At 35.3% G+C, this 24,610-nt stretch carries 25 protein-coding genes and 1 tRNA gene; 15 read left to right on the top strand and 11 right to left on the bottom strand.

The features are described from left to right. Positions 1-171 precede the first annotated feature (171 nt). The 5 genes from MCS_RS00775 to MCS_RS00755 form a co-directional block, all read right to left on the bottom strand. The gene (locus MCS_RS00775; protein WP_004854447.1) at positions 172-882 is read right to left on the bottom strand and encodes an ABC transporter ATP-binding protein; all 711 of its coding nucleotides are present in this window, start codon (positions 880-882) and stop codon (positions 172-174) included. Continuing rightward, entirely contained in the window at positions 869-1,651 is a 783-nt protein-coding gene (locus MCS_RS00770) for an ABC transporter ATP-binding protein (RefSeq protein ID WP_004854446.1), read from the bottom strand. Before MCS_RS00770 ends, MCS_RS00775 begins: the two co-directional genes overlap by 14 nt. Further along, positions 1,648-2,706, bottom strand: a complete 1,059-nt coding sequence (locus MCS_RS00765; protein WP_004854443.1) for a branched-chain amino acid ABC transporter permease — start codon at positions 2,704-2,706, stop codon at positions 1,648-1,650. Before MCS_RS00765 ends, MCS_RS00770 begins: the two co-directional genes overlap by 4 nt. Further along, positions 2,706-3,782, bottom strand: coding sequence for a branched-chain amino acid ABC transporter permease (locus MCS_RS00760; protein ID WP_004854442.1), 1,077 nt, complete (start codon positions 3,780-3,782; stop codon positions 2,706-2,708). The genes MCS_RS00765 and MCS_RS00760 overlap by 1 nt, the downstream gene beginning before the upstream one ends. 121 nt (positions 3,783-3,903) lie before the next feature. Beyond that, entirely contained in the window at positions 3,904-5,049 is a 1,146-nt protein-coding gene (locus MCS_RS00755; RefSeq protein WP_004854439.1) for an ABC transporter substrate-binding protein, read from the bottom strand. Positions 5,050-5,373: 324 nt separating this feature from the next. Between MCS_RS00755 and MCS_RS00750 the strand changes: the two genes are divergently transcribed. The 4 genes from MCS_RS00750 (at position 5,374) to MCS_RS00735 (ending at position 8,254) form a co-directional block, all read left to right on the top strand. Further along, on the top strand, positions 5,374-5,949 hold the full coding sequence (locus MCS_RS00750; protein ID WP_004854438.1) for a cold-shock protein: 576 nt from the start codon (positions 5,374-5,376) through the stop codon (positions 5,947-5,949). Between the two features lie 268 nt (positions 5,950-6,217). Continuing rightward, positions 6,218-6,736 (top strand): DUF192 domain-containing protein, encoded by a 519-nt coding sequence (locus MCS_RS00745; protein WP_004854435.1) that lies wholly within the window; start codon positions 6,218-6,220, stop codon positions 6,734-6,736. After that, a complete protein-coding gene (locus tag MCS_RS00740) occupies positions 6,733-7,506 on the top strand; it encodes an alpha/beta fold hydrolase (RefSeq protein WP_004854434.1) in 774 nt (257 codons plus the stop codon). Before MCS_RS00745 ends, MCS_RS00740 begins: the two co-directional genes overlap by 4 nt. 535 nt (positions 7,507-8,041) lie before the next feature. Further along, a complete protein-coding gene (locus MCS_RS00735; RefSeq protein WP_004854432.1) occupies positions 8,042-8,254 on the top strand; it encodes a DUF3126 family protein in 213 nt (70 codons plus the stop codon). Positions 8,255-8,296: 42 nt separating this feature from the next. Here the strand turns inward: MCS_RS00735 and radC are convergent, their stop codons facing one another. From radC to sfsA, 3 genes are read right to left on the bottom strand one after another with little or no spacing between them, the layout of a single operon-like run. After that, positions 8,297-9,091 (bottom strand): RadC family protein, encoded by a 795-nt coding sequence (gene radC, locus MCS_RS00730; RefSeq protein ID WP_004854431.1) that lies wholly within the window; start codon positions 9,089-9,091, stop codon positions 8,297-8,299. A 17-nt stretch (positions 9,092-9,108) separates the two neighbouring features. Then, on the bottom strand, positions 9,109-9,939 hold the full coding sequence (gene map, locus MCS_RS00725) for a type I methionyl aminopeptidase (protein WP_004854428.1): 831 nt from the start codon (positions 9,937-9,939) through the stop codon (positions 9,109-9,111). Beyond that, positions 9,923-10,648, bottom strand: coding sequence for a DNA/RNA nuclease SfsA (gene sfsA / locus MCS_RS00720; protein ID WP_004854427.1), 726 nt, complete (start codon positions 10,646-10,648; stop codon positions 9,923-9,925). Before sfsA ends, map begins: the two co-directional genes overlap by 17 nt. A gap of 353 nt (positions 10,649-11,001) precedes the next feature. On the opposite strand from sfsA, the gene MCS_RS00715 reads away from it, so the two are divergent. From MCS_RS00715 to ttcA, 4 genes are all read left to right on the top strand, one after another. Further along, complete coding sequence (locus MCS_RS00715; protein ID WP_004854425.1) at positions 11,002-11,838, top strand: RNA methyltransferase; 837 nt, start codon at positions 11,002-11,004, stop codon at positions 11,836-11,838. Then, entirely contained in the window at positions 11,831-12,649 is an 819-nt protein-coding gene (gene murI / locus MCS_RS00710) for a glutamate racemase (RefSeq protein ID WP_004854422.1), read from the top strand. The genes MCS_RS00715 and murI overlap by 8 nt, the downstream gene beginning before the upstream one ends. A gap of 182 nt (positions 12,650-12,831) precedes the next feature. Next, positions 12,832-13,449, top strand: a complete 618-nt coding sequence (gene rpsD / locus MCS_RS00705; RefSeq protein ID WP_004854421.1) for a 30S ribosomal protein S4 — start codon at positions 12,832-12,834, stop codon at positions 13,447-13,449. 276 nt (positions 13,450-13,725) lie between these two features. Then, positions 13,726-14,604, top strand: coding sequence for a tRNA 2-thiocytidine(32) synthetase TtcA (gene ttcA, locus MCS_RS00700; RefSeq protein ID WP_024864223.1), 879 nt, complete (start codon positions 13,726-13,728; stop codon positions 14,602-14,604). A 35-nt stretch (positions 14,605-14,639) separates the two neighbouring features. Here ttcA and rimO read toward each other — a convergent pair whose 3' ends face one another. Beyond that, positions 14,640-15,953 carry a 30S ribosomal protein S12 methylthiotransferase RimO gene (gene rimO / locus MCS_RS00695; protein ID WP_004854417.1) on the bottom strand — a complete coding sequence of 438 codons (1,314 nt, stop codon included), beginning with the start codon at positions 15,951-15,953 and terminating at the stop codon, positions 14,640-14,642. A gap of 215 nt (positions 15,954-16,168) precedes the next feature. Next, entirely contained in the window at positions 16,169-16,882 is a 714-nt protein-coding gene (lexA, locus tag MCS_RS00690; protein ID WP_004854414.1) for a transcriptional repressor LexA, read from the bottom strand. 750 nt (positions 16,883-17,632) lie between these two features. Here lexA and MCS_RS00685 point away from each other — a divergent pair. Both MCS_RS00685 and MCS_RS00680 read left to right on the top strand, forming a co-directional pair. Next, positions 17,633-17,708: transfer RNA gene (locus MCS_RS00685), tRNA-Lys, on the top strand. Between the two features lie 445 nt (positions 17,709-18,153). After that, the gene (locus MCS_RS00680) at positions 18,154-19,068 is read left to right on the top strand and encodes a septal ring lytic transglycosylase RlpA family protein (protein ID WP_004854412.1); all 915 of its coding nucleotides are present in this window, start codon (positions 18,154-18,156) and stop codon (positions 19,066-19,068) included. Here the strand turns inward: MCS_RS00680 and MCS_RS00675 are convergent. Then, positions 19,054-19,275 (bottom strand): hypothetical protein, encoded by a 222-nt coding sequence (locus MCS_RS00675; protein ID WP_004854410.1) that lies wholly within the window; start codon positions 19,273-19,275, stop codon positions 19,054-19,056. The two genes, MCS_RS00680 and MCS_RS00675, sit on opposite strands and share 15 nt — an antisense overlap. Positions 19,276-19,322: 47 nt before the next feature. Between MCS_RS00675 and MCS_RS00670 the strand changes: the two genes are divergently transcribed. The 5 genes from MCS_RS00670 to MCS_RS00650 all read left to right on the top strand — a co-directional run bounded on the left by MCS_RS00670 (position 19,323) and on the right by MCS_RS00650 (position 24,601). Next, positions 19,323-20,486: a D-alanyl-D-alanine carboxypeptidase family protein gene (locus MCS_RS00670; protein WP_004854409.1), complete on the top strand. Its 1,164-nt coding sequence runs from the start codon at positions 19,323-19,325 to the stop codon at positions 20,484-20,486. Positions 20,487-20,517: 31 nt separating this feature from the next. Continuing rightward, a complete protein-coding gene (gene tmk / locus MCS_RS00665; protein WP_004854407.1) occupies positions 20,518-21,165 on the top strand; it encodes a dTMP kinase in 648 nt (215 codons plus the stop codon). Continuing rightward, positions 21,158-22,213, top strand: coding sequence for a DNA polymerase III subunit delta' (locus MCS_RS00660; RefSeq protein WP_004854404.1), 1,056 nt, complete (start codon positions 21,158-21,160; stop codon positions 22,211-22,213). The genes tmk and MCS_RS00660 overlap by 8 nt, the downstream gene beginning before the upstream one ends. A 62-nt stretch (positions 22,214-22,275) precedes the next feature. Further along, positions 22,276-23,835, top strand: coding sequence for a methionine--tRNA ligase (metG, locus tag MCS_RS00655; RefSeq protein ID WP_004854401.1), 1,560 nt, complete (start codon positions 22,276-22,278; stop codon positions 23,833-23,835). Next, positions 23,825-24,601, top strand: a complete 777-nt coding sequence (locus tag MCS_RS00650) for a TatD family hydrolase (protein ID WP_004854398.1) — start codon at positions 23,825-23,827, stop codon at positions 24,599-24,601. The genes metG and MCS_RS00650 overlap by 11 nt, the downstream gene beginning before the upstream one ends. Positions 24,602-24,610: the final 9 nt, after the last annotated feature.

The following is a 24,610-nucleotide window of genomic DNA, read 5'->3' as shown; positions in this document are numbered from 1 at the left end:
TTTTTTTAATGGCTTTTTATCTACACACCAATTCCGCTTGTGATAGGCAAGTGAATGATTTTGATTGATTCAATATAAAAAGATTTGAAATGAGAGAATATTACTATATTTGCTTTCTCATTTCACATACAAAATGATAAATTATCGCTATAAATCAAAGTTTTGTAGTGTTTAGCCACCGAGATATGCTTCTTTAACGCGTGGATCAGAAAGCATTGCTTTTCCTTCACCATGAAACAAGATATGCCCTACTTCTAAGATATAGGCATAATCAGCAATAGAAAGTGCTGCAAATGCATTTTGTTCAATGAGAAGGACAGTTTTTCCCATGTCGTTAATTTTTCGGATGATCGAAAAAAGCTCTCGCACAAGAAGGGGGGCTAAACCCAAAGAGGGTTCATCCAATATCACAACGTCAGGATTACTCATGAGCGCACGTCCCACAGCAAGCATTTGTTGCTCACCACCTGACATTGTTCCTCCCAACTGCTTTGCTCTTTCACGTAGGCGTGGAAATAGGCTAAATATCCATTCTATATCACGAGCAATCCCATGTTTATCATGACGAATATAGGCACCGAGATGTAAATTTTCTAAAACAGAGAGATGGGGCATAATACGCCGTCCTTCAGGACTAAGAGCAATACCCAATCGCAAGATTTTTTCTGGTGATTCTTTAATAATTGATTCGCCCTTATATATAATTTTTCCATAGACGGATCGATTAAGTCCTGTAATAGAGCGTACAATGCTACTTTTTCCTGCTCCATTAGCGCCGATTAAAGTTACTATACTTCCTTTTTTTATAGACATAGAAAGGTTTTGGATAGCTTTAATGGCGCCATAATGAACGTAAAGATTTTTGATTTCAAGAATATTCATAGACATCTCCGCCAAGATAAGCTTCAATAACTTTAGGGTCGTTACGAATTTCATCTGGTGTACCATAAGCAATGCAACAGCCATGTTCCATGACCAAAATATATTGGCAAAGCCCCATAACAACTTTCATATCATGTTCTATAAGTAGAATAGTAAGATTAAACTCTTTTTGTATTTTTATTATGAATTTTCTAAGATCTTCGCTTTCCTGTGGATTCATGCCGGCAGCAGGTTCATCAAGAAGCAGCAATTTTGGTTTTGTTGCTAGCGCGCGCGCAATTTCTAGACGTCGTTGCACACCATAGGGTAAAGTTGTAGCAGATTGATTGGCAAGATGATCAAGCTGTAATTTTTCAAGAAGCTCCATCGAGTTTTTACGAATCTTACGTTTTTCTTTCATTGCTTTTGGCAAAAATAGAGCAGAAGCAAACCATGGGTATTTTTGACGGACATGTGCTCCTACCATAACATTTTGCAAAACTGTTAATCCTGAAAAAAGACGAATATTTTGAAATGTGCGTGCAATATGACGTCTGCAAATAATATAAGGCGGTGCTCCAGAAACTTTTTTCTTATCAAAAAGAATAGTCCCACTTGTGGGAGCATAAAATCCAGAAATCATATTGAAAACTGTTGTTTTTCCAGCACCATTGGGACCGATTAATCCAGTAATTACCCCCTGTTTGATTGCCATATTAATATTATTAACGGCAACCAATCCACCAAAACGCATTACGATATTATTGAGAGAAAGAATGGTGTCGGTCATAGCTTTTCCTCAGTTTTAGAGAATTTTTTACGTGTCAAAAAGCCATAAATCCAATTCCACGAAAATTCACGTTGTCCTAACAATCCTTTTCGCCAGAATAAGATAATTATTAATAATAAAAGAGAGAAAACAACCATACGGAGTCCTGGTATCTCTGGAATATGTATAGAACCTAGATCAAATGGACTTTCAATAATGCGAAGCCATTCAAGCATGATTGTAATAATAATGCTTCCAATAATACTACCTGTGATCGAACCAAGTCCGCCAGCAACAACAATCATCAAAATATTAAAGGTTAAGAGAAAGTTAAACATTTTGGGATCAATAGTTGAAATAAGAGCAGCCATTAATGCTCCTCCGATACCAGCAAAAAATGCACCAACAGTAAAGGAAAAACTACGGTAGAAAAAAGCGTTAATTCCCATTGTTTTTGCGGCGATTTCATCATCACGAATAGCACGCAGTACGTTACCTGTATTGCTTCGCAGTAAAAGAATAATGAAGATAACTGTAAATGCTAACCAACCATAATTCCACCATAATGTAGCATTTTGGGGTATGCCTTTAATTCCCAAAGAACCATTTGTAAGCGATGTCATGTTTGTAATAACAATGCGAATAATTTCTGCAAAACCCAATGTTGCAATCCCAAGATAATCACCTCCGAGACGTAATACAGGAAGAGCAATTAATAAACCTACAGTGGCTGCACACAAACCACTGATAACAACAGCTATAAAAAATGGCATCTGTAAGTAAAGCAATGGCTCGGCTATAGGATCAAGGATCCACATCATTTCTTTTTGTTCAGGAGAGAGCAGTAAAATTGCACAGACATAAGCACCAATAGCCATAAAGCCAGCATGCCCAAGAGAAAACATTCCTGTAAAACCATAAATCAAATTAAGCGAAATCGCCAATATCGCATTAATAGCAATAAGATTGATAACACGAAGTGTATAGTCATTAAAATTACTATCGGCATAAAATAAAAAACCGATAATAATCAAAATACTGATACACGATAGGAAAACTTTAGCTGATTGTGCCATTAAATTTTCTCCTGACTTTTTTTGCCCATTAAACCAGCAGGCATTACTAATAAAATCAGAATTAATATGATGAAAGCGAAAGCATCTCGATATCCAGATAGAGCAGGAAAGAACGCAATCATCATAATTTCAATAAATCCTAGCAATAATCCACCTAACATTGCTCCTGGAATTGAGCCAATACCTCCAATAACAGCTGCAATAAATGCCTTGAGTCCAGGTAGAACACCCATATAAGGTTGAATTTGAGGATAGCGTAGAGCCCACATAATGCCCGCAATAGCAGCGAGTGCTGAACCTATTCCAAATGTGAATGCAATGATTTTATTAACAGAGACACCCATCAAACGAGTCGTTTCAATATCGTGTGAAATTGCACGCATAGCAAGGCCCGGTTTTGTTTTATTGATAATCCATAGCAGTAACACAATAAGAAAAAACGAAACGGTAGGAACAATCAAAGACATGGGAGCAATTCTAATAATTCCTTCTGTTCCTTGCCCTAAATGCCATAGTAATGGTGTTACAATAAAATCTGGTTGTTTTACACCCTTTGGAACACCACTAAAGAGCACAGTTGCAAGATTTTCAATAAAAAAGGAAACACCTATTGCACCAATAAGTGCTGAGATACGTGGAGCATGACGCAGAGGCCTATAGGCAAACTGATCAACAGTAATACCTACAGCACTTGTGATAAAAATGGAAAAACAAATGGCTAAAATCCAAATTGGTGTAAAATCTTGTGGAGCAATTTTGAGATAATAAATGAATCCTAAAACAAGAATGGAAAAAATAGCTATCCAATAAATTTTAGGTTGTTTTTTTAATCCTATGAACACCAAATAGTAAGCAAGAACGGCGAGAAAAACAAGAAGAATAGCGGCCCAAGCAGGCATAAAGCTAATTGTGGAAAAGAAGACAAAATATGCTCCCAACATAAAGATATCACCGTGAGCAAAGTTAATGAGTCTCAGGATACCGTAAACCATAGTGTAACCAATTGCGATCAGCCCATAAAGTGATCCCAATGCCAGTGCATTAAAAAAATACTGGATGAACATTTCGGTGCTCATCTCTTGTCCTTCCACATTTGTTAATTCATACAGGATAAAATACGAAACTCTCAGATATTGGTTGAGAAAATAATTCTCAACCAATTCTTATATTTTGATAAATAAGATTTTTTAAATTTTTTTAAAAAGCAGGTTTAACTTCATCTAAATAAACACGTTTCCCATCTTTTATTTCTATGATACCAATAGGAATTTTGGGATTATGATTTTCATCCATAGACATATCACCAAAAGGAGTTTTAAAGTCTTTTAATTTGCTAAGTTCTATTGTAATTTTTTCACGATCAGCACTGCCAGCATTTTCAATAGCTTTCATGAACATCATATAGCTTGTATATCCCAAAACAGAATTGATGTTTGGTTCGCTGTCAGGATAAGTTTCTTTCCATTCATTGGTAAATTCTTGTGCTGCTTTTGACATATTTGGCATATCTACACTGTAGGGAAGTGTCGTATGTAAGAAGCCTTCTGATGCCTTTCCTGCAATTGTAACGGTTTCTGGATTATCCATAGCATCTCCGCCCATAATGAGAAACTTTGCACCAAGTTCACGTGCTTGTTTCATAATGATGGCACCTTCAGAAAAATAGGATGGAATAAATAAGATATCAGGTTTTTGCGCTATAATTTGCGTGAGAACAGCTGAAAAATCCTGATCTCCAGAACTATAGTTTAAATTTGAGATAACTTCACCACCTAGTTTTTTAAAAGCACGTGTAAAGTAACTTGAAAGGCCAATTGCGTAATCGCTTGATATGTCTTTGAGAATAGCAGCTTTTTTTGCGCGTAAATTTTGAATTACATAAGTTGCAATTCCTATACCTTGATAAGAATCAATAAAACAAGCGCGGAAATAATATTTTTTCCCCTGCGTAACAAGTGGACTCGTTGAGGAAGTTGCGATAGCTGGAGTCCTTGCCTTTTCAGATATTTCTCCACCTGCTAGCGAGAGTGAAGAACCATAACTACCAATGATTCCACTGACTTTCTCACTTGCCGTTAAACGCATAACAGCATTAGCAGCTTCTACTTTATCCGATTTATTATCAATGATAACAAGTTCCACTTTACGTCCTAGTATTTCTGGTATTTTTTTGTGCGCCAGCTGTATACCTTTAATTTCAAGTTGTCCTCCAAATGCATTTTGACCGCTCAATGGAAGGTAGACACCAATTTTAATAGGCTCATTCGCATAGACATTCACTATAAGTACTACTACAGCTCCTATTATAGCAGTGATTGTGGTAAGAATTTTCCTCAATTGCATTGCACCATCCCTTAATTAAATTGTAGTTTCCTCACCTTATCTTGAACTTCTTTATCATGCAAGTTACACATAATGTCACTGTATAAAAAACTTTTTGTATTCTCATCTCTGATGAGAAATGTGTTGTAAAAGTTGTAAAAGATGTAAGGCATGTGATCAAACGAATTTTGTAAATATTTAGCATTATGGGCCATATCTTAATATAAGAGGTACGACAATGTGGGGAAATCTTATCTTGGGGCTTGCGTGTTGATGCAAGAGCAATGTTTACTAAAATATAGAGAATCAATATTATAAATTAGACCTACAGGATCACGTTTTATTATGACAAGTAAGGATACATTAAAAGATTATTCCCTGTCTGAAGACAATTTAGGTACTTGCGGTGCAATTATCGAAGTCAATGGTGTCATTAAGTGGTTTGATAGTAGTAAGGGTTATGGTTTCATTGTACCTGATTTGCCGGGATTTCCCGATATATTATTGCACGTTACAGTGATGCGAAGAGATGGTTTTCAAACGGCCTTGGAGGGTGCTAAGGTTGTTTGTGCTGTAGAAAAAACTGAACGAGGATTAAAGTGTGTTCAGGTAAAGTCTATAGATTGTTCCTCAGCGATTCATCCGTCAGAAATTCCAGCGCGTACGCATGTTGTTGTTAATCCAGAAAGTGGTTTAGAGCGCGCAATTGTTAAATGGTTCAATCGTGATAAAGGCTTTGGTTTTCTTAGCCGTGGGCAGGGAACAGAGGATATTTTTATTCATATGGAGACATTGCGTCGTTTTGGTTTAGCAGAGCTTCGTTCTGGCCAAGTTGTTCTTATACGCTATGGTAAAGGGGAAAAAGGCTTGATGACGGCAGAGATTTATCCAGATATAGGGATTCCATTTTCTACGCATTGAATTTCAATATTGAAGTATCATCATTTTTTTGTTTAGAAAAGATAATGGAACAGTTGTACAGTTGACTTAAGCAGAAAAAATAAGATCAATGATCTTATTAAGTTGTAATAAATGAAAGCAGATGGTCTTCATTATCGCGTTGGGAAATAAGGAGACGGCGGTCTTAGGATAAAAAGAATGCGGCTGTTTTATTTCTTCATTTTTTTAATATTTATGCTTTTTATTTTATGCAACAGAATTTAAATAATTGCTTGTGGTAGAGATAAAAATGTTAGAACTTTTTAACAAAAGGCTAATTATTCAATTGGCACTGTTTTTTATGTTAGGGGCAGGTATAGCAGTAGCAAAAAAGCCTATGGAGATTCCTGTTGATCCTGTTCCTTTAGAAATACAAACACAGCAGGGAACAATTTCTTATAAAGTAGAGATTGCTTTTGCACCATCTCAAGCAAAAGCCGGTTTGATGTATCGCACTCATTTCCCACGCGACCATGCGATGCTTTTTAAACATCAAGAAAACGATAAATTAGGAGATAAGCAGGGGCTTGTTATGTGGATGGCAAATACTCCTTTGCCCTTAGATATGCTTTTTTTAAACGATGAAGGTGTCATTGTTTCCATCGTAGAGAAAACTATTCCATTTTCAACGGATATGATTTCATCAAAAGTACCTGCGACTTTTGTAATTGAAGTTAATGCTGGTGAAGTTTCTGAAAAACAAATAGAAAAGGGACAACGTGTTTTTCATCCTGCTATTTGTGGAGAATGTAAAGGAAATAATAAATGACAGCAGAAGACATCCATTTTTTTGAATATGATGGTTTGCGTTTTGCTTATCGTGAAGAAGGGCAGGGTGTGCCTGTTTTATTGATTCATGGTTTTGGGTCTTCTGCGCGTGTAAATTGGTATGCAACAGGTTGGTTTCGTACCCTTACTGAAGCAGGATATCGTGTTATTGCTCTTGATAACCGTGGGCATGGAGATTCCATTAAGAGTTATGATCCTTCTTTTTATACACCTCAAGCTATGGCAGGTGATGCTGTGAAATTGTTGCAGCATTTAAAGTTATCTAAAGTGCATGTCATGGGATATTCTATGGGTGCTCGAATTAGTGCATTCATGGCTCTTTTGCACCCAACATACGTCTATAGTGTTATTTTTGGTGGTTTAGGTATTGGTATGGTAACAGGAGCAGGAGATTGGCAACCTGTTGCTGAAGCTCTTTTAACAGAAGATCTTTCTACCATTACCAATCCACGTGGTTTAATGTTTCGTAAATTTGCAGATCAAACTAAAAGCGATAGGCGAGCTCTCGCTGCTTGTATTATGACCTCAAAACGGGAATTAACAGCATCGGAAGTTTACAAAATTAAGCAACCTGCACTTGTTGCTGTTGGAACATTAGATGAAATTGGTGGTGAAGCAGAACCATTAGCAGCTTTATTGCCTCAAGGTGAAGCACTCCTAATTCCCGATAGAGATCATATGCTTGCTGTGGGAGATAAAATCTATAAAAAAGGCGTTATTGATTTTCTTTCTCGTTATCCTCTCGTATAAGAAGCAGATATACTTTTTATAGTTTGTAAAGGTTTCTAATATTTTTATCTTAGACAATATAAAAACTCTAGAATATCGATTTTTATGGTATAAATTTTTGCAAAAATAGCAGGAAACAGCATAAAAATCTTGTTCGCTTATTTTGTATAGGAGCGTTTTCCTTTTATAAGGTAAGCTTATTATTTCTTGAAGAAGTTAAAAAGGGAATTTTTTTATTATCCAATAGCATTTTGTGGTAAACAAAACAGCAGCAATAGAAGAAAAAGATAAACGGTTTTTATTTTATGTAATTCTGCTTTAGATAAAAGAAGCGGAATTTATAGCGATTGGATGAATGTTTCATCAGAAGATTCTTTTGAGTGCAAAAACTGATATTGAGAGTAAAGTAAAAATTATTAATATTTACAGTATGTTACTTGTTTTTTAAGTTTATATGGATGATTTAAAAAATGTTGGGCTTTTTAGAATCGCAAGAATGTCTTATTTTTTGCTAACAAGAAATTAATTGAATAGTCTTAAAAGACAGGAGAGCGTAGTGAATGCTGATGAAATAAAAAAACTTGATAATTATTTTAAAAACAAATTCCAAAACTTAGCATTGCAAGTAAAAGCGCGTCCTAAAAAGGATGATTCTTGTGAAGTTTATATTGGGGATGAGTTCTTAGGTGTTATTTATCGAGATGAAGATGAGAATGAGTTATCATATAATTTCTCAATGGCTATACTAGATATTGATTTAGATAATTAATGTATTATGAGTAAATGAAGAAATTTCCTCACACAAGAAGATTTACATGAGCCTTTCTTTTTTTAGGCTTGTATAACCGTTTCGTCCAATAATAAGATGATCGTGAACGATGATTCCTAGTGCATTTGCTGCGTCTTTTAATCTAAGTGTCATTGATATATCTGCTTGAGAGGGAGTTGTATCGCCAGAAGGGTGGTTGTGAACTAAGATGAGGCCTGAGGCAGATAATTGTAAAGCGCGAGAGATTACTTCACGAGGATAAACGGGGGTATGATCAATCGTTCCAGTTTGTTGCACTTCGTCAGAAAGTAAACCATGTTTCTTATCAAGAAATAAGATGCGAAATTGTTCGCGCATCTCATGCGCCATAACGATTTTGCAATAGGCTAACACTTGATCCCATGAGGAAAAAATATCACGTTTAAATAATTCTGCGCGAACAAGACGTGCAGCAACATCTGAAATGATTTTTAAATCGGTTGCAGTGGCTGGACCGCATCCTTGAATTTCTTGAAGTCGGCGAATATCAGCGCCTAGAACATCAGCTAACGAGCCAAAATGTGCTATCAAGCTCTTCGCGAGTGGTTTTGTATTTGCGCGGGGAATAGTGCGAAAAAGCAATAATTCAAGATATTCATAATCTTCAATTGCATTTCCTTTTGATTGTAAATAGCGTTTACGAAGACGTTCACGATGCCCTTGATAGTGTTGGTCTATCTGTGAATGCTTCTGAATTTTTCTATTTTTAATTTTTTGTTCTGGGATGAGTGGAGAACTTGGTGTTAACGCAAAATGATTGCTTTGATGGTCCCCTTTTTTATATGTTTTTTTCGCCATAATATTTCTACATTTATTTAGGCATGTAAATTTGGAATATAAAAAATATTTTTAGGTGATTGTGTAAATATTTCGCATCCATCATTTGTAACACCAATTGTATGTTCATATTGTGCAGTAAGAGATCGATCACGTGTAACAGCAGTCCAGCCATCAGACAAAATTTTTACCTGTGGTTTACCAAGGTTGATCATAGGTTCTATTGTAAACATCATACCTTGCTTGAGTTCTATCCCTTCTCCTGGATTTCCATAATGCAGAATATTAGGGGTATCATGAAAAAGCTGGCCGATTCCATGACCGCAAAAATCTCTCACAACTGAACATCGTTCAGATTCAGCATAACGTTGAATAGCAGCACCAATATCACCGGTGGTTGCTCCAGGTTTCACTACAGCAATTCCTCTCATAAGACTTTCATGCGTTACTGTCAGTAAGCGTTCCGCAGCACGTCTGATTTTTCCAACAGGATACATACGACTTGAATCACCATGCCATCCATCGAGAATAAAGGTAACATCAACATTAATGATATCGCCTTCTTGTAAGGGCCTTTTATTTGGGATACCATGGCATACAACGTGATTGATGGATGTACAGCATGAATGGCTGTATCCATGATAATTCAAGTCTGCAGGGAGCGCTCCTCGTTCGGCACCAAAAACAAAGACAAAGTCATCAATTTCTTGTGTCGTAACACCCGGTTTAATAATATTCATAAGAGCATCAAGGCATTCTGCCGCAATACGACCAACTTCACGCATTTTAGTAAAAGCGTAGTCATCGAAAATGCGAATTTGTCCATTAAATTTCAAGGGCGCTTTATGATATTCAATATAATCGATCATTGTCTTTTCTGTTTTCTATTTTCACACGATGAATTGGAAAAATACCTTCTATACTTACGTGACATTTTATAGCGTAAAATTCTACCCCTGACTTTAATGCTAAATTAAATTTACGTCCATAGAGAGGATCAAGATCATGACAGATTGTAAAAGCTGAGCAATCTTCTCGTTGAATTATGTAAAGCATAGCGGCTCGTTTACCTTGTTGCACGACTTTTATGAGCTCTTCAAGATGACGTGCACCACGTTTTGTTTCGGTGTCAGGAAATTCTGCTAATCCTTTTTGACGCACGAAATGAACATTTTTAACTTCTAAATAACAGTCGGGAAGGCTATCATCACGCAGGAGAAAATCAATACGCGACTGCATACCATAGCGTTGTTCTTTCAAGATTGTTTTATATCCACTTAATTCCGGTAATAATCCATTTTGAATTGCTTCTAATGCCAATTTATTGGGCAAAGCTGTATTGATGCCAACCAAAGTATTTTCTTTTTCAACAATTTCTAATTGATATGCATATTTTCGCTTGGAATTGTCGTGATATGAAAGCCAAATATTGGAGTTTGGAGTTATTAATCCAAGCATCGACCCTGTATTAGGAACTGAAACAGTAAAGACATGCTGATCATCCCGTTTAACATCAGCAAGGAAACGTTTATAACGACAAATAAGTTTTGCAGGAAAAAGTTTGGAAGTAAAGAGCATATTCCTTTCTTAAAGCGTGTAGTTTCATAATTCAACTTATGATAATCATTACCTCAAAAGTTGATCTGTAAAGATTATAGCATATAAAATTAAGGCATTATTGATGCAAAAAACATTTAGAATCTTATATAATTGCTATAAATATTGCAGTTTATTTTTTGCTTTTTATAATTTTTTATTCATTTTTAGGGTAGCATTACTCATTCTTTGAAACCATTATTTTATTTGTAGTCAGTAAAAATATTGCCCATAATATGTTTGTAAAAAAAGGTTATTTTATGGAATATTTCGTTTAAAATGGAGTCCAAAAAAATCCGTAATAGGGGCATAATGTATGAAATTAGGTAAGATTGATGGCTGGAACAAATAAAAACCGTAAAAATTTAACAAATGGGCCAATTATTATTTTGGTCGAGCCACAGCTTCCTGAAAATATTGGTATGGTCGCAAGGGCAATGGCAAATTTTGGGCTTTCTCAACTTAGATTGGTTAAACCTCGGGAAGAATTTCCAAATGAAAAAGCCAGAGTTGCAGCAAGTAAAGCAGACCATGTCATTAATGAGGTGATAATTTTTAATACGTTATCTGATGCAATTGCAGATTTACACTATATTTTTGCTACAACAGCACGTGAGAGATGTGGTTTTAAAACTGTAAAAAGTGCCGTTGAAGCAGCGAATATATTACGTCAGCGTGAAAAACTTGGCCAGAAGACGGGTATTTTATTTGGAAGAGAACGGTGGGGATTAGAAAATAGTGAAATTAGTCTTGTTGATGAAATCGTCACTTTTCCCGTTAATCCGGCTTTTGCATCTCTTAATATTGCACAAGCAGTTTTGCTTATGTCTTACGAATGGATGAAATCGGGTTTAGACAATGTGAATGATACAGCTTTTCGTACAGCGGAGATGGAACCAGCTGATAAAGCTACCCTTCATGGTTTTTTATCTCAGTTAGAAGATGCGTTGGATACTCGTGGATATTTTAGGCCGAGAGAACGCAAGGAAGTGATGCTTGCAAATATGCGTTCTGTTTTTACACGTGCTAATTTTAGTGAATCTGAGGTGCGTTTGCTGCGAGGAATTGTATCGTCACTAGATCATTTTTCTCCTCAGTTTCCACGGGGTAGTGGTCCTCCCATAGGACGTGATCGTAAAAAATTAAAAACAAGTGTGAACACCGATGGATGAACAATCTCTTCTTTTTTTTGATAGCGGCATCGGAGGTTTAACAGTATTAAGAGAAGCCCGCGTTCTTATCCCTGAAACGCAGTTTATTTATGTTGCTGACGATGCGGGCTTTCCATATGGAAATTGGGAAGAAAATGTTTTAAAAGACAGAATTTTAAAGATTTTTATAAATCTTTTAACACTATATAATCCCACTTTATGTGTAATCGCTTGTAATACCGCTTCTACATTAATGATGGCGGATTTACGACAGAGATTTCCTCATGTTCTTTTTGTCGGAACGGTTCCTGCAATTAAATTAGCTGCTAAACAAACAAAATCAGGTTTTATTTCAGTGTTAGCTACTCCTGGGACAGTTAAACGTGCATATACACACGAGTTAATCAATTCTTTTGCTGATCGATGCCATGTACAACTTGTTGGAAGTGAAAAGCTTGCTGGTTTTGCTGAAGATTATTTACGCGGGAAACCTGTTGATTCGGAAGAACTACGTCATGAAATTCTTCCATGCTTTGTTGAACAAAATGGCAAATACACTGATATTATTGTTTTGGCTTGTACGCATTATCCTTTTTTGATTCATTTATTTCGTGAACAAGCCTTATGGCCTGTTAAATGGATTGATCCAGCAAAAGCTATAGCCAAACAGACAAAATCATTATTGCTAGGAAAAATACCTCGCAAAAATATAAATATAAAGAAAGATAAAGATTTTGCATTGTTTACATCGCAAAATATAACATCTTCAACAAAGCGTTTATTAAAAGGATTTGGCTTAAATATCATGAAAAGAGTTGACTTTGAGGTATGAGATCAATAAAACCACTTCAGTTTTTTCTTTCGAGAAAATGGTATTAATTAACGTGTCCCGTGGATAACTTAACAAATAATGTGTTAAGATGTCCTGTCAGTCTTCATGTTTGAAGGTAGAGGAGGGTGCGTTTCCTTGAGATCTCACTGTGAGATTTTACGTTTTATTTTAAAGGAAATGCGATGAGTAAACGCGAAACAACAAAGTATAAAATTGACCGCCGTATGGGAGAAAACATTTGGGGACGTCCAAAGTCACCTGTTAATCGTCGTGATTATGGTCCAGGTCAACATGGTCAACGTCGTAAAGGTAAACTTTCTGACTATGGGGTGCAATTGCGTGCTAAGCAGAAATTGAAAGGGTTTTACGGTGATATCTCAGAGAAACAATTCCGTAAAACTTACGAAGAAGCAGCGCGTAGGCGTGGCGATACTGGTGAAAATCTTATTGGTCTTTTAGAATCGCGTTTGGATGCTGTTGTTTATCGTGCGAAATTTGTACCAACGATTTTTGCTTCTCGGCAATTTATCAATCATGGACATGTCAATGTAAATGGTCGGCGTACAAATATTCAGTCATATCGTTGTAAACCTGGTGATGTTATTGAAGTTCGTGAAAAGTCAAAACAGCTTGTTTTGGTTTTGGAATCTGTGCAATTAGCAGAACGTGATGTGCCTGAATATATTGAAGCAGATCATAATCAGATGAAAGCGACATTTACACGTATTCCTGCTTTTGCAGATGTTCCTTACGCTGTGCAAATGGAACCAAACTTGGTTGTTGAATTTTATTCTCGCTAAATTTTTTGTATAAGAAATACTTGTTTCTCTTTAGTCTTAGTATACGCTCAGAGATACTTTTTGCTTTATAATTGTTGAAGCTAAAAGGTGTTTTTTGTAAATAGGTGCTATATCAAGTTCATTGTTATTTTTTATAGCAATAAGATTGGTGTAGCCCTATTTTCTTTTTGTTTATCTAAGCTTATAGATAAAATGAGTATAAGTTTAAGTTATACTACATGTTGTTTATGTCATTCTTTCAGGATGAGCTATTATACTGTGCTGGGTTATGGTATTATGAATAATGCTTCAGTTGAGTATCAGACAATGGAAGAGAATGAAGAAAAAGTTGATACTTTTCTAGGGGAAGCTGATAATTGTCATCCGATCTTTCGCGTTGCACCTTCAACTGTAGAGTTTAACAAATTACGCAAACGACTTTTGCGCCATATGCGGCAGGCATTTGATGATTTTTCTATGCTTTCGTCAGGAAAAAAATGGCTTATTGCTTTATCAGGTGGAAAGGATTCTTATAGTTTACTCGCACTTCTTCTCGATTTGAAGTGGCGTGGTCTTTTATCTGTAGAAATTCTTGCCTGTAATCTTGATCAAGGTCAGCCAGGTTTTCCAAAGCATATTCTTCCGGATTTTTTAAATTCTTATCAAATTCCCTATCGCATTGAATATCAAGATACTTATTCCATTGTTACCGATAAATTAGCACATACACAAACATATTGTTCGCTTTGTTCTCGGTTACGACGTGGAAATTTATATCGTATTGCCCGTGAAGAGGGATGTTCTGCATTAGTTCTCGGACATCATCGTGATGATGTTTTGGAAACATTTTTTATGAATTTATTTCATGGTGGACGATTAGCAGCCATGCCTGGAAAACTTATAAACGATGAAGGAGATCTTTTTGTTTTGCGTCCTCTCGTTTATGCAGCTGAAGAAGATATGGAAAAATTTTCTCAAGCAATGCAATTTCCCATAATCCCTTGTAATCTTTGTGGTAGTCAAGATGGTTTACAACGCAAGGCAATGAAAGAAATGCTAAAAGGTATTGAAGAAAAAATGCCGGGACGTAAAGATACCATGATTCGGGCTTTAACAAATGTACGACCAAGCCATTTACTTGATAAAAAGATTTTTGATTTTAAAAGTTTGTTGTAAATATTAAATCTCACGTAAATCTTAAATTTTATATTTTACACTGCGATTCCATAAAGATCATAGGCATCTGATTGTTCTATTTTAACAGTAACAAATTCACCTACACGTAGCGGTTTTCGAGATGATATGTGCACGACACCATCTATTTCTGGAGCATCGTATTGACTACGACCTTTAGCAATTTTTCCTTGACTTTCATCAATAAGAACTTGAAGCCTCTTTCCTATTTTTTTCTTTAAAAGATGGGTAGAAATTTGTTGCTGTTTTGCCATGAAGCGATGCCATCGGTTTTCTTTCACTTCTTCAGCAATAATTTCTAATCCTAAATTATTTGCAGCTGCACCTTTTACTGCTTCATATTTAAAACAGCCAGCACGTTCAATTTTTGCTTCTTCTAACCATTCGAGAAGTATATCAAAATCTTCTTGGGTTTCTCCTGGAAAGCCAACAATAAATGTTGACCGTAAAGTGAGATCTGGACAAATTGTCCTCCATTTTTCAATTCTACGGTTTGTTTTTTCCATAAGAGCAGGGCGTTTCATGTTGCGTAAAACGGTTGGTGATGCATGCTGAAAAGGAATATCTAAGTACGGAAGAATTTTTTTTGCAGCCATAAGTTCAATAACCTCATCAACATGAGGATAAGGATAAACATAATGCATGCGTACCCAAATTCCCATATCTCCTAGTTCGCGACAAAGATCAAAAAACTTTGTTTTAACGGTGCGTTCTTTCCAATGATTTTCAAGATATTTAATATCAATGCCGTAAGCACTCGTATCTTGTGAAATAACCAAAAGCTCTTTTACACCTGCTTGTACAAGCTTTTCAGCTTCGCGAAGAACTTCATTTATAGGGCGTGAGGTAAGATTTCCACGCAGATTAGGAATAATACAAAAGCTACACCGATTAGAGCATCCTTCAGAAATTTTTAAGTAAGCATAATGGCGAGGTGTTAAACGAATCCCTTGCGAAGGAACTAAATCGATAAAGGGGTCATGAACTGGAGGAATTGCTGTATGGACTGCTTGTATTACACTTTCATAGGCTTGTGGTCCTGTAATGGCCAATACATTAGGATGAGCTTGGCGTATAATATCAGGGTCGGCACCAAGACATCCAGTTACAATAACTTTTCCATTTTTTTTGAGGGCTTCATCAATATTGGCAAGTGATTCATTTCTGGCAGAATCCAGAAAACCACAAGTATTTACAATAACGAGATCAGCGTTCTGATGACTTCGTGAAATTTCATAACCTTCGGATCGAAGACTTGTAATAATTCGTTCAGAATCGACAAGTGCTTTGGGACATCCAAGGGAAACGAAACTAATACGAGGTGCTGTCATGATGATCCTTACAATTTTTTAAGACAATTGAATTTTATTTGCTACTTTTACATCATAAAAAATAAAAATGCTTTATTTATACGCAACACAGTTTGTGACAAAGCTCTTTGATTTTTTGACAAAATTTTGTCAGTGTATGTGTCGTATACACTAAAAAATATTAAACAGTCCTTTATTAAAGCGACAGACGGTATTAGGAAAATGTTTTTATATTTTTAATATTTGCGAATAAGCCCAATGACTTTACCCTGTATCTGTATACACTCAGGTCTATATGTACGTGTTTCATAATGAGGATTTGCTGCTTCCAATGCAATTAAAGCACCTTTGCGTCGATAACGCTTTAAGGTTGCTTCTTTTTTATCAATGAATGCGACAATAATTTCACCGAGTGCTGCTGTATTTTGATGTCGAACAAGTATAGTATCACTGTCAAGAATACCAGCTTCAATCATAGAGTTATCTTTGACTTCTAAAGCATAATGTGCCTCCAAGTTTATCATATCTGACGGCAAAGAAAGTGTGTTTGTTTGTTGCTGTATAGCGGAAATAGGCACACCAGCAGCAATACGTCCCATAATCGGAATAGTAATATTTTTTTTATTTTCTAAAGAAAAATTATCAAGATTTTCAGAGTTTTTTGGTACTCTTTTTTTGTTTTTTTCTAATACACTTGGAGAAATTTTACGTGCTGAAGAAAGATTGAATGTTATTTTATCAGGAAGACGGATAATTTCTACCGCACGAGCACGATTTGATAAACGACGTATAAAGCCTCTTTCTTCTAGCGCTGTAATGAGCCTATGAATTCCAGATTTTGAAGCAAGCTCCAATGCAACCTTCATCTCATCAAAGGAAGGAGGAATTCCAGTTTCTTTCATATGATTGTGAATGAACAAGAGTAGCTCATATTGCTTACATGTCAGCATTCAATATTCCATTCAAAAAATCGAAAAGAGACAAATAGAAAATAAAGAATATATATTACAAATGAGTAATATATATTACAAATATTTTATAAATTAAAATAATGAAAAATATTTATTTAATTATAAATAAACAATTACATTGCGATATAAACTTTTATGTTATAATTGTGTTTAAAACATTTTTATTATATATTTATATGAATATCAATATATTAATGACGTTTTTTTACATATCTATAAATTATATTTTTTCGCATGATGCGAATTGAAGATAAATTCCACAATCATTTTTGAAGTAAACATCTGTTTTCTTGGAGTGTATCTGCACCTTTTATAATTTCTGACATAGAACTATCAACGAAAAGTTTATTTCTCATTTTAGTGTGAATGCATTACTTAATATGTATTTAGAATCATTTCACGTATTTCTTTTCAGTAAAGTTTTTTACAGATGTGAAATACTGCATGCATCATTTATGCATAACCGAAATCATACAAATATTGAGAGAGGCAAAAATATTTATTCTTTCATATTTTAGAGGATATGGAGCATTATATGTTTGAATGACTATTTTCAATCAAGCGCAAAAAGGGAAAAAAATTGCATATACAGTGATGTAGAAAGGAGAAGAATCAGAAAAAATATTGATAACTAAAATAAAGAAGAATATTTTTTTTAAAAGGTGTTGACCAAATGAAAAGTCAACCGTATGTTTCACTCACTTTCTGCAAGAGGAATGACTTGTTTGGGAGCGCGTAGCTCAGCTGGTAGAGCAACTGACTTTTAATCAGTAGGTCCAGGGTTCGAATCCCTGCGCGCTCACCATGGCTAAAAAAGTCAGTGGTGTTTATACAAAAGTTTGGGAATTTTGATTCTATTGTTTTTCTTGTATATTTTTTCTGTTTCAAGTTTTTTACGACTCTTTGATTCATTGATTTGCGATTATTTTTTGCCTTAACGAGAATCATTGTCTGCGCTTTAAACAAAATAATTTTATTTATTCACAGTTTATATTATAAGGTCGTATTTTTATTAATACATTGATTTTTATTATTTTTTATGTATTGTAATGTTATTACAATACATTTATTTCTTGTGAAAAAGAGAAAAGGTTAATAATATGTTAATCTCCCCTTGAACAAGTGAATTTAAAAGCTATTAAGGGCGCTAAGGGGGCATCTACAAATATGAACTTCCTATCGTAATAGGTGGGGCATATAGAAGGTGTGTTTTTGCGATAAATACTCAACAAGAATAAGCAGGTTGACAGATGCTTTTAAATAGCGAGAAAAAAGTTACTTCCATTCTTAAATTAACATTTCGATTTGCTTTTATAGTAGCTATTTCTCAGTTACTGATATCTTGCTGTGTGAGTCAAAAGTCATCCTTTTCAAAAAGGAGTACTTGTAACCATAAGACAACAGAGACAAAAACTACTCCTATGCCTAAAAAAGTTTCAAGTATACAGAGTAAATCGAATGTACAAGGTAAATCGAAAAAAGTAGGGAATGGGCGGGTTGTGGTTGGCAAACCTTACAAAATAAAAGGGAAGTGGTACTATCCTCAGAATGATCCAAACTATAAACGTATTGGGGAAGCATCATGGTATGGTTCAGATTTTCATGGGCGTTTGACAGCAAACGGTGAGATTTATGACATGAATCTTTTAACTGCTGCTCATCCTACAATGCCGTTACCCAGTTATGCGCGCGTTACTAATCTGAAAAATGGCTCTTCTATTATTGTTAGAGTGAATGATCGTGGTCCTTTTATAAAAGATAGAATCATTGATTTATCAAAACAAGCTGCAAAAGTGCTCGGGTATGTAGATGCAGGTGTAACAAACGTCAAAGTGGAGTATATTGCTGAAGCGCCTGTTGGTTATTATGACGGTTCTTATTTGATGGCTTCATATACTCCAGGAAACGATGTTTCATCTTTATTAGCATTGACCATGGTTCCAAAAAGAAAAGAAGATGTTATACCAGGCATATTCTATACAGGCAGCAAAAAAGAGCGGTCAGTTAAAGATTCTATTGAAGGAAAACAATTTGATGAAACTTTTTCAATAAAATTGCCGGAGATTGGTCCCGTTTTAGTTGAAAAACCAAAGTCATTTGATCAGATAGCTTCTATAAATAAGTTAGGCAGAAAAATAAAAGAAAGTTGGCTACGGAATTTTTAAAAAAGTTGTTAACTTTTCATTATATATAGCTGAAAAATAAGTAATTTTTATTGAATAATGTTGCGTATTTATTATAAATTTTTCTTGTATTTTGTGTGTCTTTAAAATACTAACGACTTTGTTTTGATCATCTTGATCAAAAATAAAATGCTTTTTATTTGCAGATAATTCTTGGTTTGCGGGAAATAAACAAATCTTTTCTTGCATAAAAAGATTCTTTATACTGATATCCTTAGGATATGGGAGAATCAGTTATGCATACGGCATTAAGGGTTTTATTGACCTTGTTTTTGATGTTGATGCTAAATGATTGGGGAAGAGCGCAAGGTTTTCAAACTTCTGCATCACAATTACTCTTATTAGATGATAACACAGATACAATACTTTTTGAAAAACAGAGCGATATTGCTTTTTTTCCTGCTTCATTAGTGAAATTAATGACAGCTGAAGTGGTCTTTCATCAATTAAAAGAGAGAGTGTTAAGCAGTACTCAAACATTTAAGGTGAGTGAAAATGCTTGGCGCAAGGGTGGGGCACCTTCTGGTACAACCACTATGTTTGCAAAAGTGAAAACAGAAATTAGTGTTGCTGATCTTTTACGTGGTTTAATTATTGTCAATGGAAATGATGCAGCTATTACCCTCGCTGAAGGGATATCGGGGAATGAAGTTGATTTTGCTAAATTAATGAATCAGCGAGCGAAGATAATTGGGTTGTCATACAGCCATTTTGTTAATGCAACAGGACTTCCTGAAGAGGGGCAGTTTGTGACGTTGCGTGATATGATCATTTTAGCACGTCATATTGCTCATGAATATCCTGACTATTATGCGCTCTATCGTGAACCCCATTTTACTTGGAACAAAATTTTTCAATATAATAAAAATCCTCTTATTTCTAAGGAAATTGGTGTAGAAGGATTTGGTTTTGGCTACAGCGAGGGAGAAGGTTTTTCTATGGTTGTAGCCATCTATAAAGATCATAGACGCTTGTTTTTAGCAATAAATGGTTTGCGGGATGATAAAAGACGTACAAAAGAAATAGAACGCGTTCTTCAATGGGGATTAACAACATTTGATCTTAAAACAATTTTCACAAAAGGAGAGGTAATTGGTCGTGCTTCTGTTTATGGTGGATTGCAGAGTTTTGTTCCTCTTATTGTTAAAGAACCAATAAGTTTTATGCTTTCGAATGAAAATGCAATAAATGTTAAAGCAAAAATTAAATATCGTGGACCATTAAAAGCTCCCATCGCTTTAGGGCAATCTGTTGGTATTATTCAAATTTTAAAAGATAAACAGGTTCTTCTTGAAAAGCCAATTTTTTCTGGAAGTTCTGTTCGGGAAGGAAGCTTTTTTACAAAAGTAAAAAATGCAATCTATGAAATAACAATTGGATGGCTACGGAAATATTTATAGGACTTGTCTAAATAAGGATTAAGATTCACACGTGTTGGGTTATTTTATCACATTTGAAGGAGGGGAGGGAGTAGGAAAAACAACACAAATTTCTTTGCTTGCTCAGTATTTGGGTAGCAAAGGATATGATGTTATTACAACACGAGAACCAGGAGGAACGGCAGGAGCAGAAGTCATCCGCCATATCTTGTTATCAGGGAAGGCACAACATTATGGACCTTTGATTGAAACAGTTCTCCTTACAGCAGCACGTACTGATCATGTGAGTAAAGTTATTGCACCTTCTTTGCAAAAGGGTAAGATCATTTTATGCGATCGTTTTATTGATTCTACACGTGTTTATCAAGGGCTCAATAATGCAGTGAATTTTTTCACTCTTTCTATTTTGGAATCTGTGGCGCTCAATGGCATTATGCCGCACCTGACATTCTTGTTAGATATACCAGCAATGTATGGCATGGAGCGCGCAAATTTGCGAAGAAATAAAGAAGAAAAAATCGATTATTTTGAAAAAGATGAACTTGAAATTCAAGAACAGAGACGCCAAGCTTTCCTTCAATTAGCAGAGCAAGAACCTCATAGGTTTCGAATAATTGATGCAACACTTTCAGTAGAAGCGATTGCACAGAAAATAAAAGATATTTGTGATCAACTGATATTGGGTCATCTTTATGAGTGAAGTAAATTTCTTACGCCAATACGATGATATTGACACAGTTCTTTCATCATTACAAAATAATATCATTTTTGGTCATGAGATTGCTCGTTATTTTTTGGCACAAATAGCTAAAGAGGGACGTTTACATCATGCTCTATTATTTGAAGGGGAGTATGGTATTGGAAAAGCCACATTGGCTTTTCATCTTGCATGGAATATATTAAGTTCACAAAAGGGTGATTTTCTGCAACCAGAGCATGATTCAATCATATGGCGCCAAATGATACAGGGAAGCCATCCGGGTCTTTTACATATTTCACGTCGTTTTGATGTAAAAACACAAAAGTTTAAAACAGGCATACTTATTGATGATATTCGCGATATTATGCATTTTTTAAACCAAACATCAAAAGATGGTGGGTGGCGCATTGTTATCATTGATTCTGCGGATGATATGAATAGAAGTGCAGCCAATGCAATACTCAAAACACTTGAGGAACCTCCTTCTAAAACACTATTTATTCTTATTTCGCATTCTTCAGGAAAATTGCTTCCTACAATTCGTTCACGGTGTCAACAGATCTCTTTCCGTCCATTGAGTGATGATGAGATGAAACAAGTCATTAGACATTTATTTTCCAACCAGGGTATTATGGATAAAAAAACCGTTGAGATGATTGTAAAAAGATCTAAAGGAATCCCCAGAAAAGCAGCCTTACTTATCTGTCACGGTGGACTTGAAATTGTTAGAACTATTGATTCCATTTTAGAACAATCTGTTTGTAATCCTGCTATTGTACATAATCTTGCCCAAACATTTTCGATGTCATCTTCGGGCACTCAATTTCAACAACTTTGTGATGAAGTTCTTGATAAAATTCAAGAAAGAGCTATCATACTAGCGGAAAGGGGGAATCTTATTTTCTCAAAAAAATGCGCACAAGCGTGGCAAAAGATTCATCAAGAAATAGAGGAAATGCAATCATTTAATCTTGATAAAAAGCAATTCGTTATCAACTTGCTTTTTAGGGTTCATAAGATCATTCATGAGAATGAGCTTTTTCCGTGACAATGTGATTAACAGGCGTTATGTCATTGTATTCCTTTATTGCGTTTTACAATGAGTATGACATGCATGACACATATTATATAACAACTCCAATTTTTTATCCCAATGGGGCACCGCATATTGGACATGCCTATAGTGCGATTGCAGCAGATGCTTTAGCACGTTTTCAACGATTAGATGGTAAAAGTGTATTTTTTCTTTCTGGAACAGATGAGCATGGTTTAAAAATGCAACAAGCAGCAGAAAAATTGGGTATCACGCCTAAACAGCTTGCTGATCGTAACAGTGCCACGTTTCAAAAAATGCTTCTAACATTAAATTGTTCTAACAGCGATTTTATTCGTACGACAGAAGAGCGGCATTTTAAAGCGTGTCAAGAAATTTGGAAAAAGATGGAAGCTAACGGTGATATTTATCTTGGCCGTTATGCAGGTTGGTATTCGGTTCGACAGGAAGCTTATTATGAAGAAAAGGATACTGAAATTGGAAAAGATAATGTCCGTCGTGAAAAAGAATTAGGTTCTCCCGTTGAATGGAACGAAGAAGAGAGCTATTTCTTTAGACTCTCTCGTTATGAAGAAGCTCTACTTGAATATTATGAAAAACATCCTGATTTCATCGCGCCTCCTGAACGACGCAATGAAGTTATAAGTTTTATTAAATCGGGTTTAAAAGATGTTTCTATTTCACGAACAAATTTTAATTGGGGCATTTGTGTTCCCAATAATCCAAAACATGTAATGTATGTTTGGGTTGATGCCCTCACAAATTATCTATCAGCAATTGATTTTTTTGATGAAGGCTCAAAAAAACGTGATTTTTGGCCTGCGACCACTCATATCATTGGTAAAGACATTATTCGTTTTCATGCTATTTATTGGCTAGCATTTTTAATGTCTGCTGGAATTGAATTGCCTAAGCGCATCTTTGCTCATGGTTTTTTACTCAATCGTGGTGTAAAGATGTCAAAATCCATTGGAAACGTTGTTGATCCTTTTGAAATGGTTGATCATTATGGTCTTGATCAGGTTCGTTATTTCCTCCTTCGTGAAGTTCCGTTTGGACAGGATGGTAGTTATAGCCATGATAGTTTTGTCAATCGTATTAATGCAGACCTTGCGAATGATCTTGGAAATTTAGCACAGCGCTCTTTGTCTATGATTGCCAAAAATTGCAATGCAAAAGTTCCTATATCAGGTGTGTTATTAGAACAAGATGAACAACTTTTAGAACAATCTCTTCAAGCGCTTGAAAACGTATATCAATCTATGTCTTTTCAAGGAATGCATTTAGCACTTTCAGCTATTTTTTCTGTTGTAGCAGATGCTAATCGTTATTTTGCCAATGAACAACCTTGGAATTTACGAAAAAATAACCCAGAAAGATTTTCTACAGTTCTTTATATAACGGTAGAAATTTTGCGGCGAATAGGAATTATGCTCTTACCCTTTATACCGCAATCAGCAACTAAACTTCTTGATAGTCTTGCAATAGCTGAAGAAGAACGATTATTACATCATATAAGTACTTCAAGAATTCAAGAAAATCTTGATCTTCCGCCGCCAGAACCTATTTTCCCTCGTTATCTTTCTAAGAAAGACGATACTGATCATGCTCATTGATACACATTGTCATCTTGATTTTGAAGATTTTGTACAAGATTTGGATAATGTTATCCAGCGTGCGTTAGATGCTGATGTTAAGCGTATGATAACGATTTCAACACATGTTCATAAATTAGATAGGCTTTTAGCAATTACACAAGCCTATGATCAGATTTTTTGTTCTGTTGGCACCCATCCTAATCATGCCTGTGAAGAACAAAATATTAAAGCTGAAGATCTCATTCATTTATCGAAGAAGACTTCCAAAATTGTTGCATTTGGGGAAGTTGGTCTTGATTATTATTATGATTATTCTTCACCGGAAGAGCAAAAGAAAATTTTTTACGAACATATCATTGCTTCTCGAGAAACACAGCTTCCTCTTGTCATACATACACGTAATGCTGATAAAGATATGGAAAAAATATTGCGTGAACAGATAAAAGAAGGACCTTTTCCATTTGTACTTCATTGTTATTCGTCTGGAATACAACTTGCTCGTGCTGGTCTTGAACTTGGGGGATACATCTCTTTTTCAGGTATTCTTACTTTTAAAAATGCACTTGAAATCCGTGAAATAGCAAAAATTGTACCTCATACGCGTTTATTGGTTGAAACGGATGCACCATTTTTAGCTCCTATTCCTCATAGAGGAAAAACAAATGAACCATCTTTTGTACGTTATACAGCTTCTGTTTTAGCTGAAACTATTGGCTTGAGTATTGAAGAAACTGCTCAGATAACGACACAAAATGCCTTTCGTTTGTTTAGAAAAATGAAATAAGGTAAAGGT

Source organism: Bartonella doshiae NCTC 12862 = ATCC 700133, from assembly GCF_000278155.1.
In the GTDB taxonomy this organism is placed as follows: domain Bacteria; phylum Pseudomonadota; class Alphaproteobacteria; order Rhizobiales; family Rhizobiaceae; genus Bartonella; species Bartonella doshiae.
Note: the sequence above shows the minus strand (reverse complement) of the source record. Positions and strands in the feature narration are given on the sequence as shown.

Coding starts and splice junctions, on each gene's coding strand:
- MCS_RS00775 (WP_004854447.1), bottom strand. CDS start 882: ATGAATATTCTTGAAATCAAAAATCTTTACGTTCATTATGGCGCCATT.
- MCS_RS00770 (WP_004854446.1), bottom strand. CDS start 1,651: ATGACCGACACCATTCTTTCTCTCAATAATATCGTAATGCGTTTTGGT.
- MCS_RS00765 (WP_004854443.1), bottom strand. CDS start 2,706: ATGGCACAATCAGCTAAAGTTTTCCTATCGTGTATCAGTATTTTGATT.
- MCS_RS00760 (WP_004854442.1), bottom strand. CDS start 3,782: ATGAGCACCGAAATGTTCATCCAGTATTTTTTTAATGCACTGGCATTG.
- MCS_RS00755 (WP_004854439.1), bottom strand. CDS start 5,049: ATGCAATTGAGGAAAATTCTTACCACAATCACTGCTATAATAGGAGCT.
- MCS_RS00750 (WP_004854438.1), top strand. CDS start 5,374: ATGACAAGTAAGGATACATTAAAAGATTATTCCCTGTCTGAAGACAAT.
- MCS_RS00745 (WP_004854435.1), top strand. CDS start 6,218: ATGTTAGAACTTTTTAACAAAAGGCTAATTATTCAATTGGCACTGTTT.
- MCS_RS00740 (WP_004854434.1), top strand. CDS start 6,733: ATGACAGCAGAAGACATCCATTTTTTTGAATATGATGGTTTGCGTTTT.
- radC (WP_004854431.1), bottom strand. CDS start 9,091: ATGGCGAAAAAAACATATAAAAAAGGGGACCATCAAAGCAATCATTTT.
- map (WP_004854428.1), bottom strand. CDS start 9,939: ATGATCGATTATATTGAATATCATAAAGCGCCCTTGAAATTTAATGGA.
- sfsA (WP_004854427.1), bottom strand. CDS start 10,648: ATGCTCTTTACTTCCAAACTTTTTCCTGCAAAACTTATTTGTCGTTAT.
- MCS_RS00715 (WP_004854425.1), top strand. CDS start 11,002: ATGGCTGGAACAAATAAAAACCGTAAAAATTTAACAAATGGGCCAATT.
- murI (WP_004854422.1), top strand. CDS start 11,831: ATGGATGAACAATCTCTTCTTTTTTTTGATAGCGGCATCGGAGGTTTA.
- rpsD (WP_004854421.1), top strand. CDS start 12,832: ATGAGTAAACGCGAAACAACAAAGTATAAAATTGACCGCCGTATGGGA.
- ttcA (WP_024864223.1), top strand. CDS start 13,726: ATGAATAATGCTTCAGTTGAGTATCAGACAATGGAAGAGAATGAAGAA.
- rimO (WP_004854417.1), bottom strand. CDS start 15,953: ATGACAGCACCTCGTATTAGTTTCGTTTCCCTTGGATGTCCCAAAGCA.
- lexA (WP_004854414.1), bottom strand. CDS start 16,882: ATGCTGACATGTAAGCAATATGAGCTACTCTTGTTCATTCACAATCAT.
- MCS_RS00680 (WP_004854412.1), top strand. CDS start 18,154: ATGCTTTTAAATAGCGAGAAAAAAGTTACTTCCATTCTTAAATTAACA.
- MCS_RS00675 (WP_004854410.1), bottom strand. CDS start 19,275: ATGCAAGAAAAGATTTGTTTATTTCCCGCAAACCAAGAATTATCTGCA.
- MCS_RS00670 (WP_004854409.1), top strand. CDS start 19,323: ATGCATACGGCATTAAGGGTTTTATTGACCTTGTTTTTGATGTTGATG.
- MCS_RS00660 (WP_004854404.1), top strand. CDS start 21,158: ATGAGTGAAGTAAATTTCTTACGCCAATACGATGATATTGACACAGTT.
- metG (WP_004854401.1), top strand. CDS start 22,276: ATGCATGACACATATTATATAACAACTCCAATTTTTTATCCCAATGGG.
- MCS_RS00650 (WP_004854398.1), top strand. CDS start 23,825: ATGCTCATTGATACACATTGTCATCTTGATTTTGAAGATTTTGTACAA.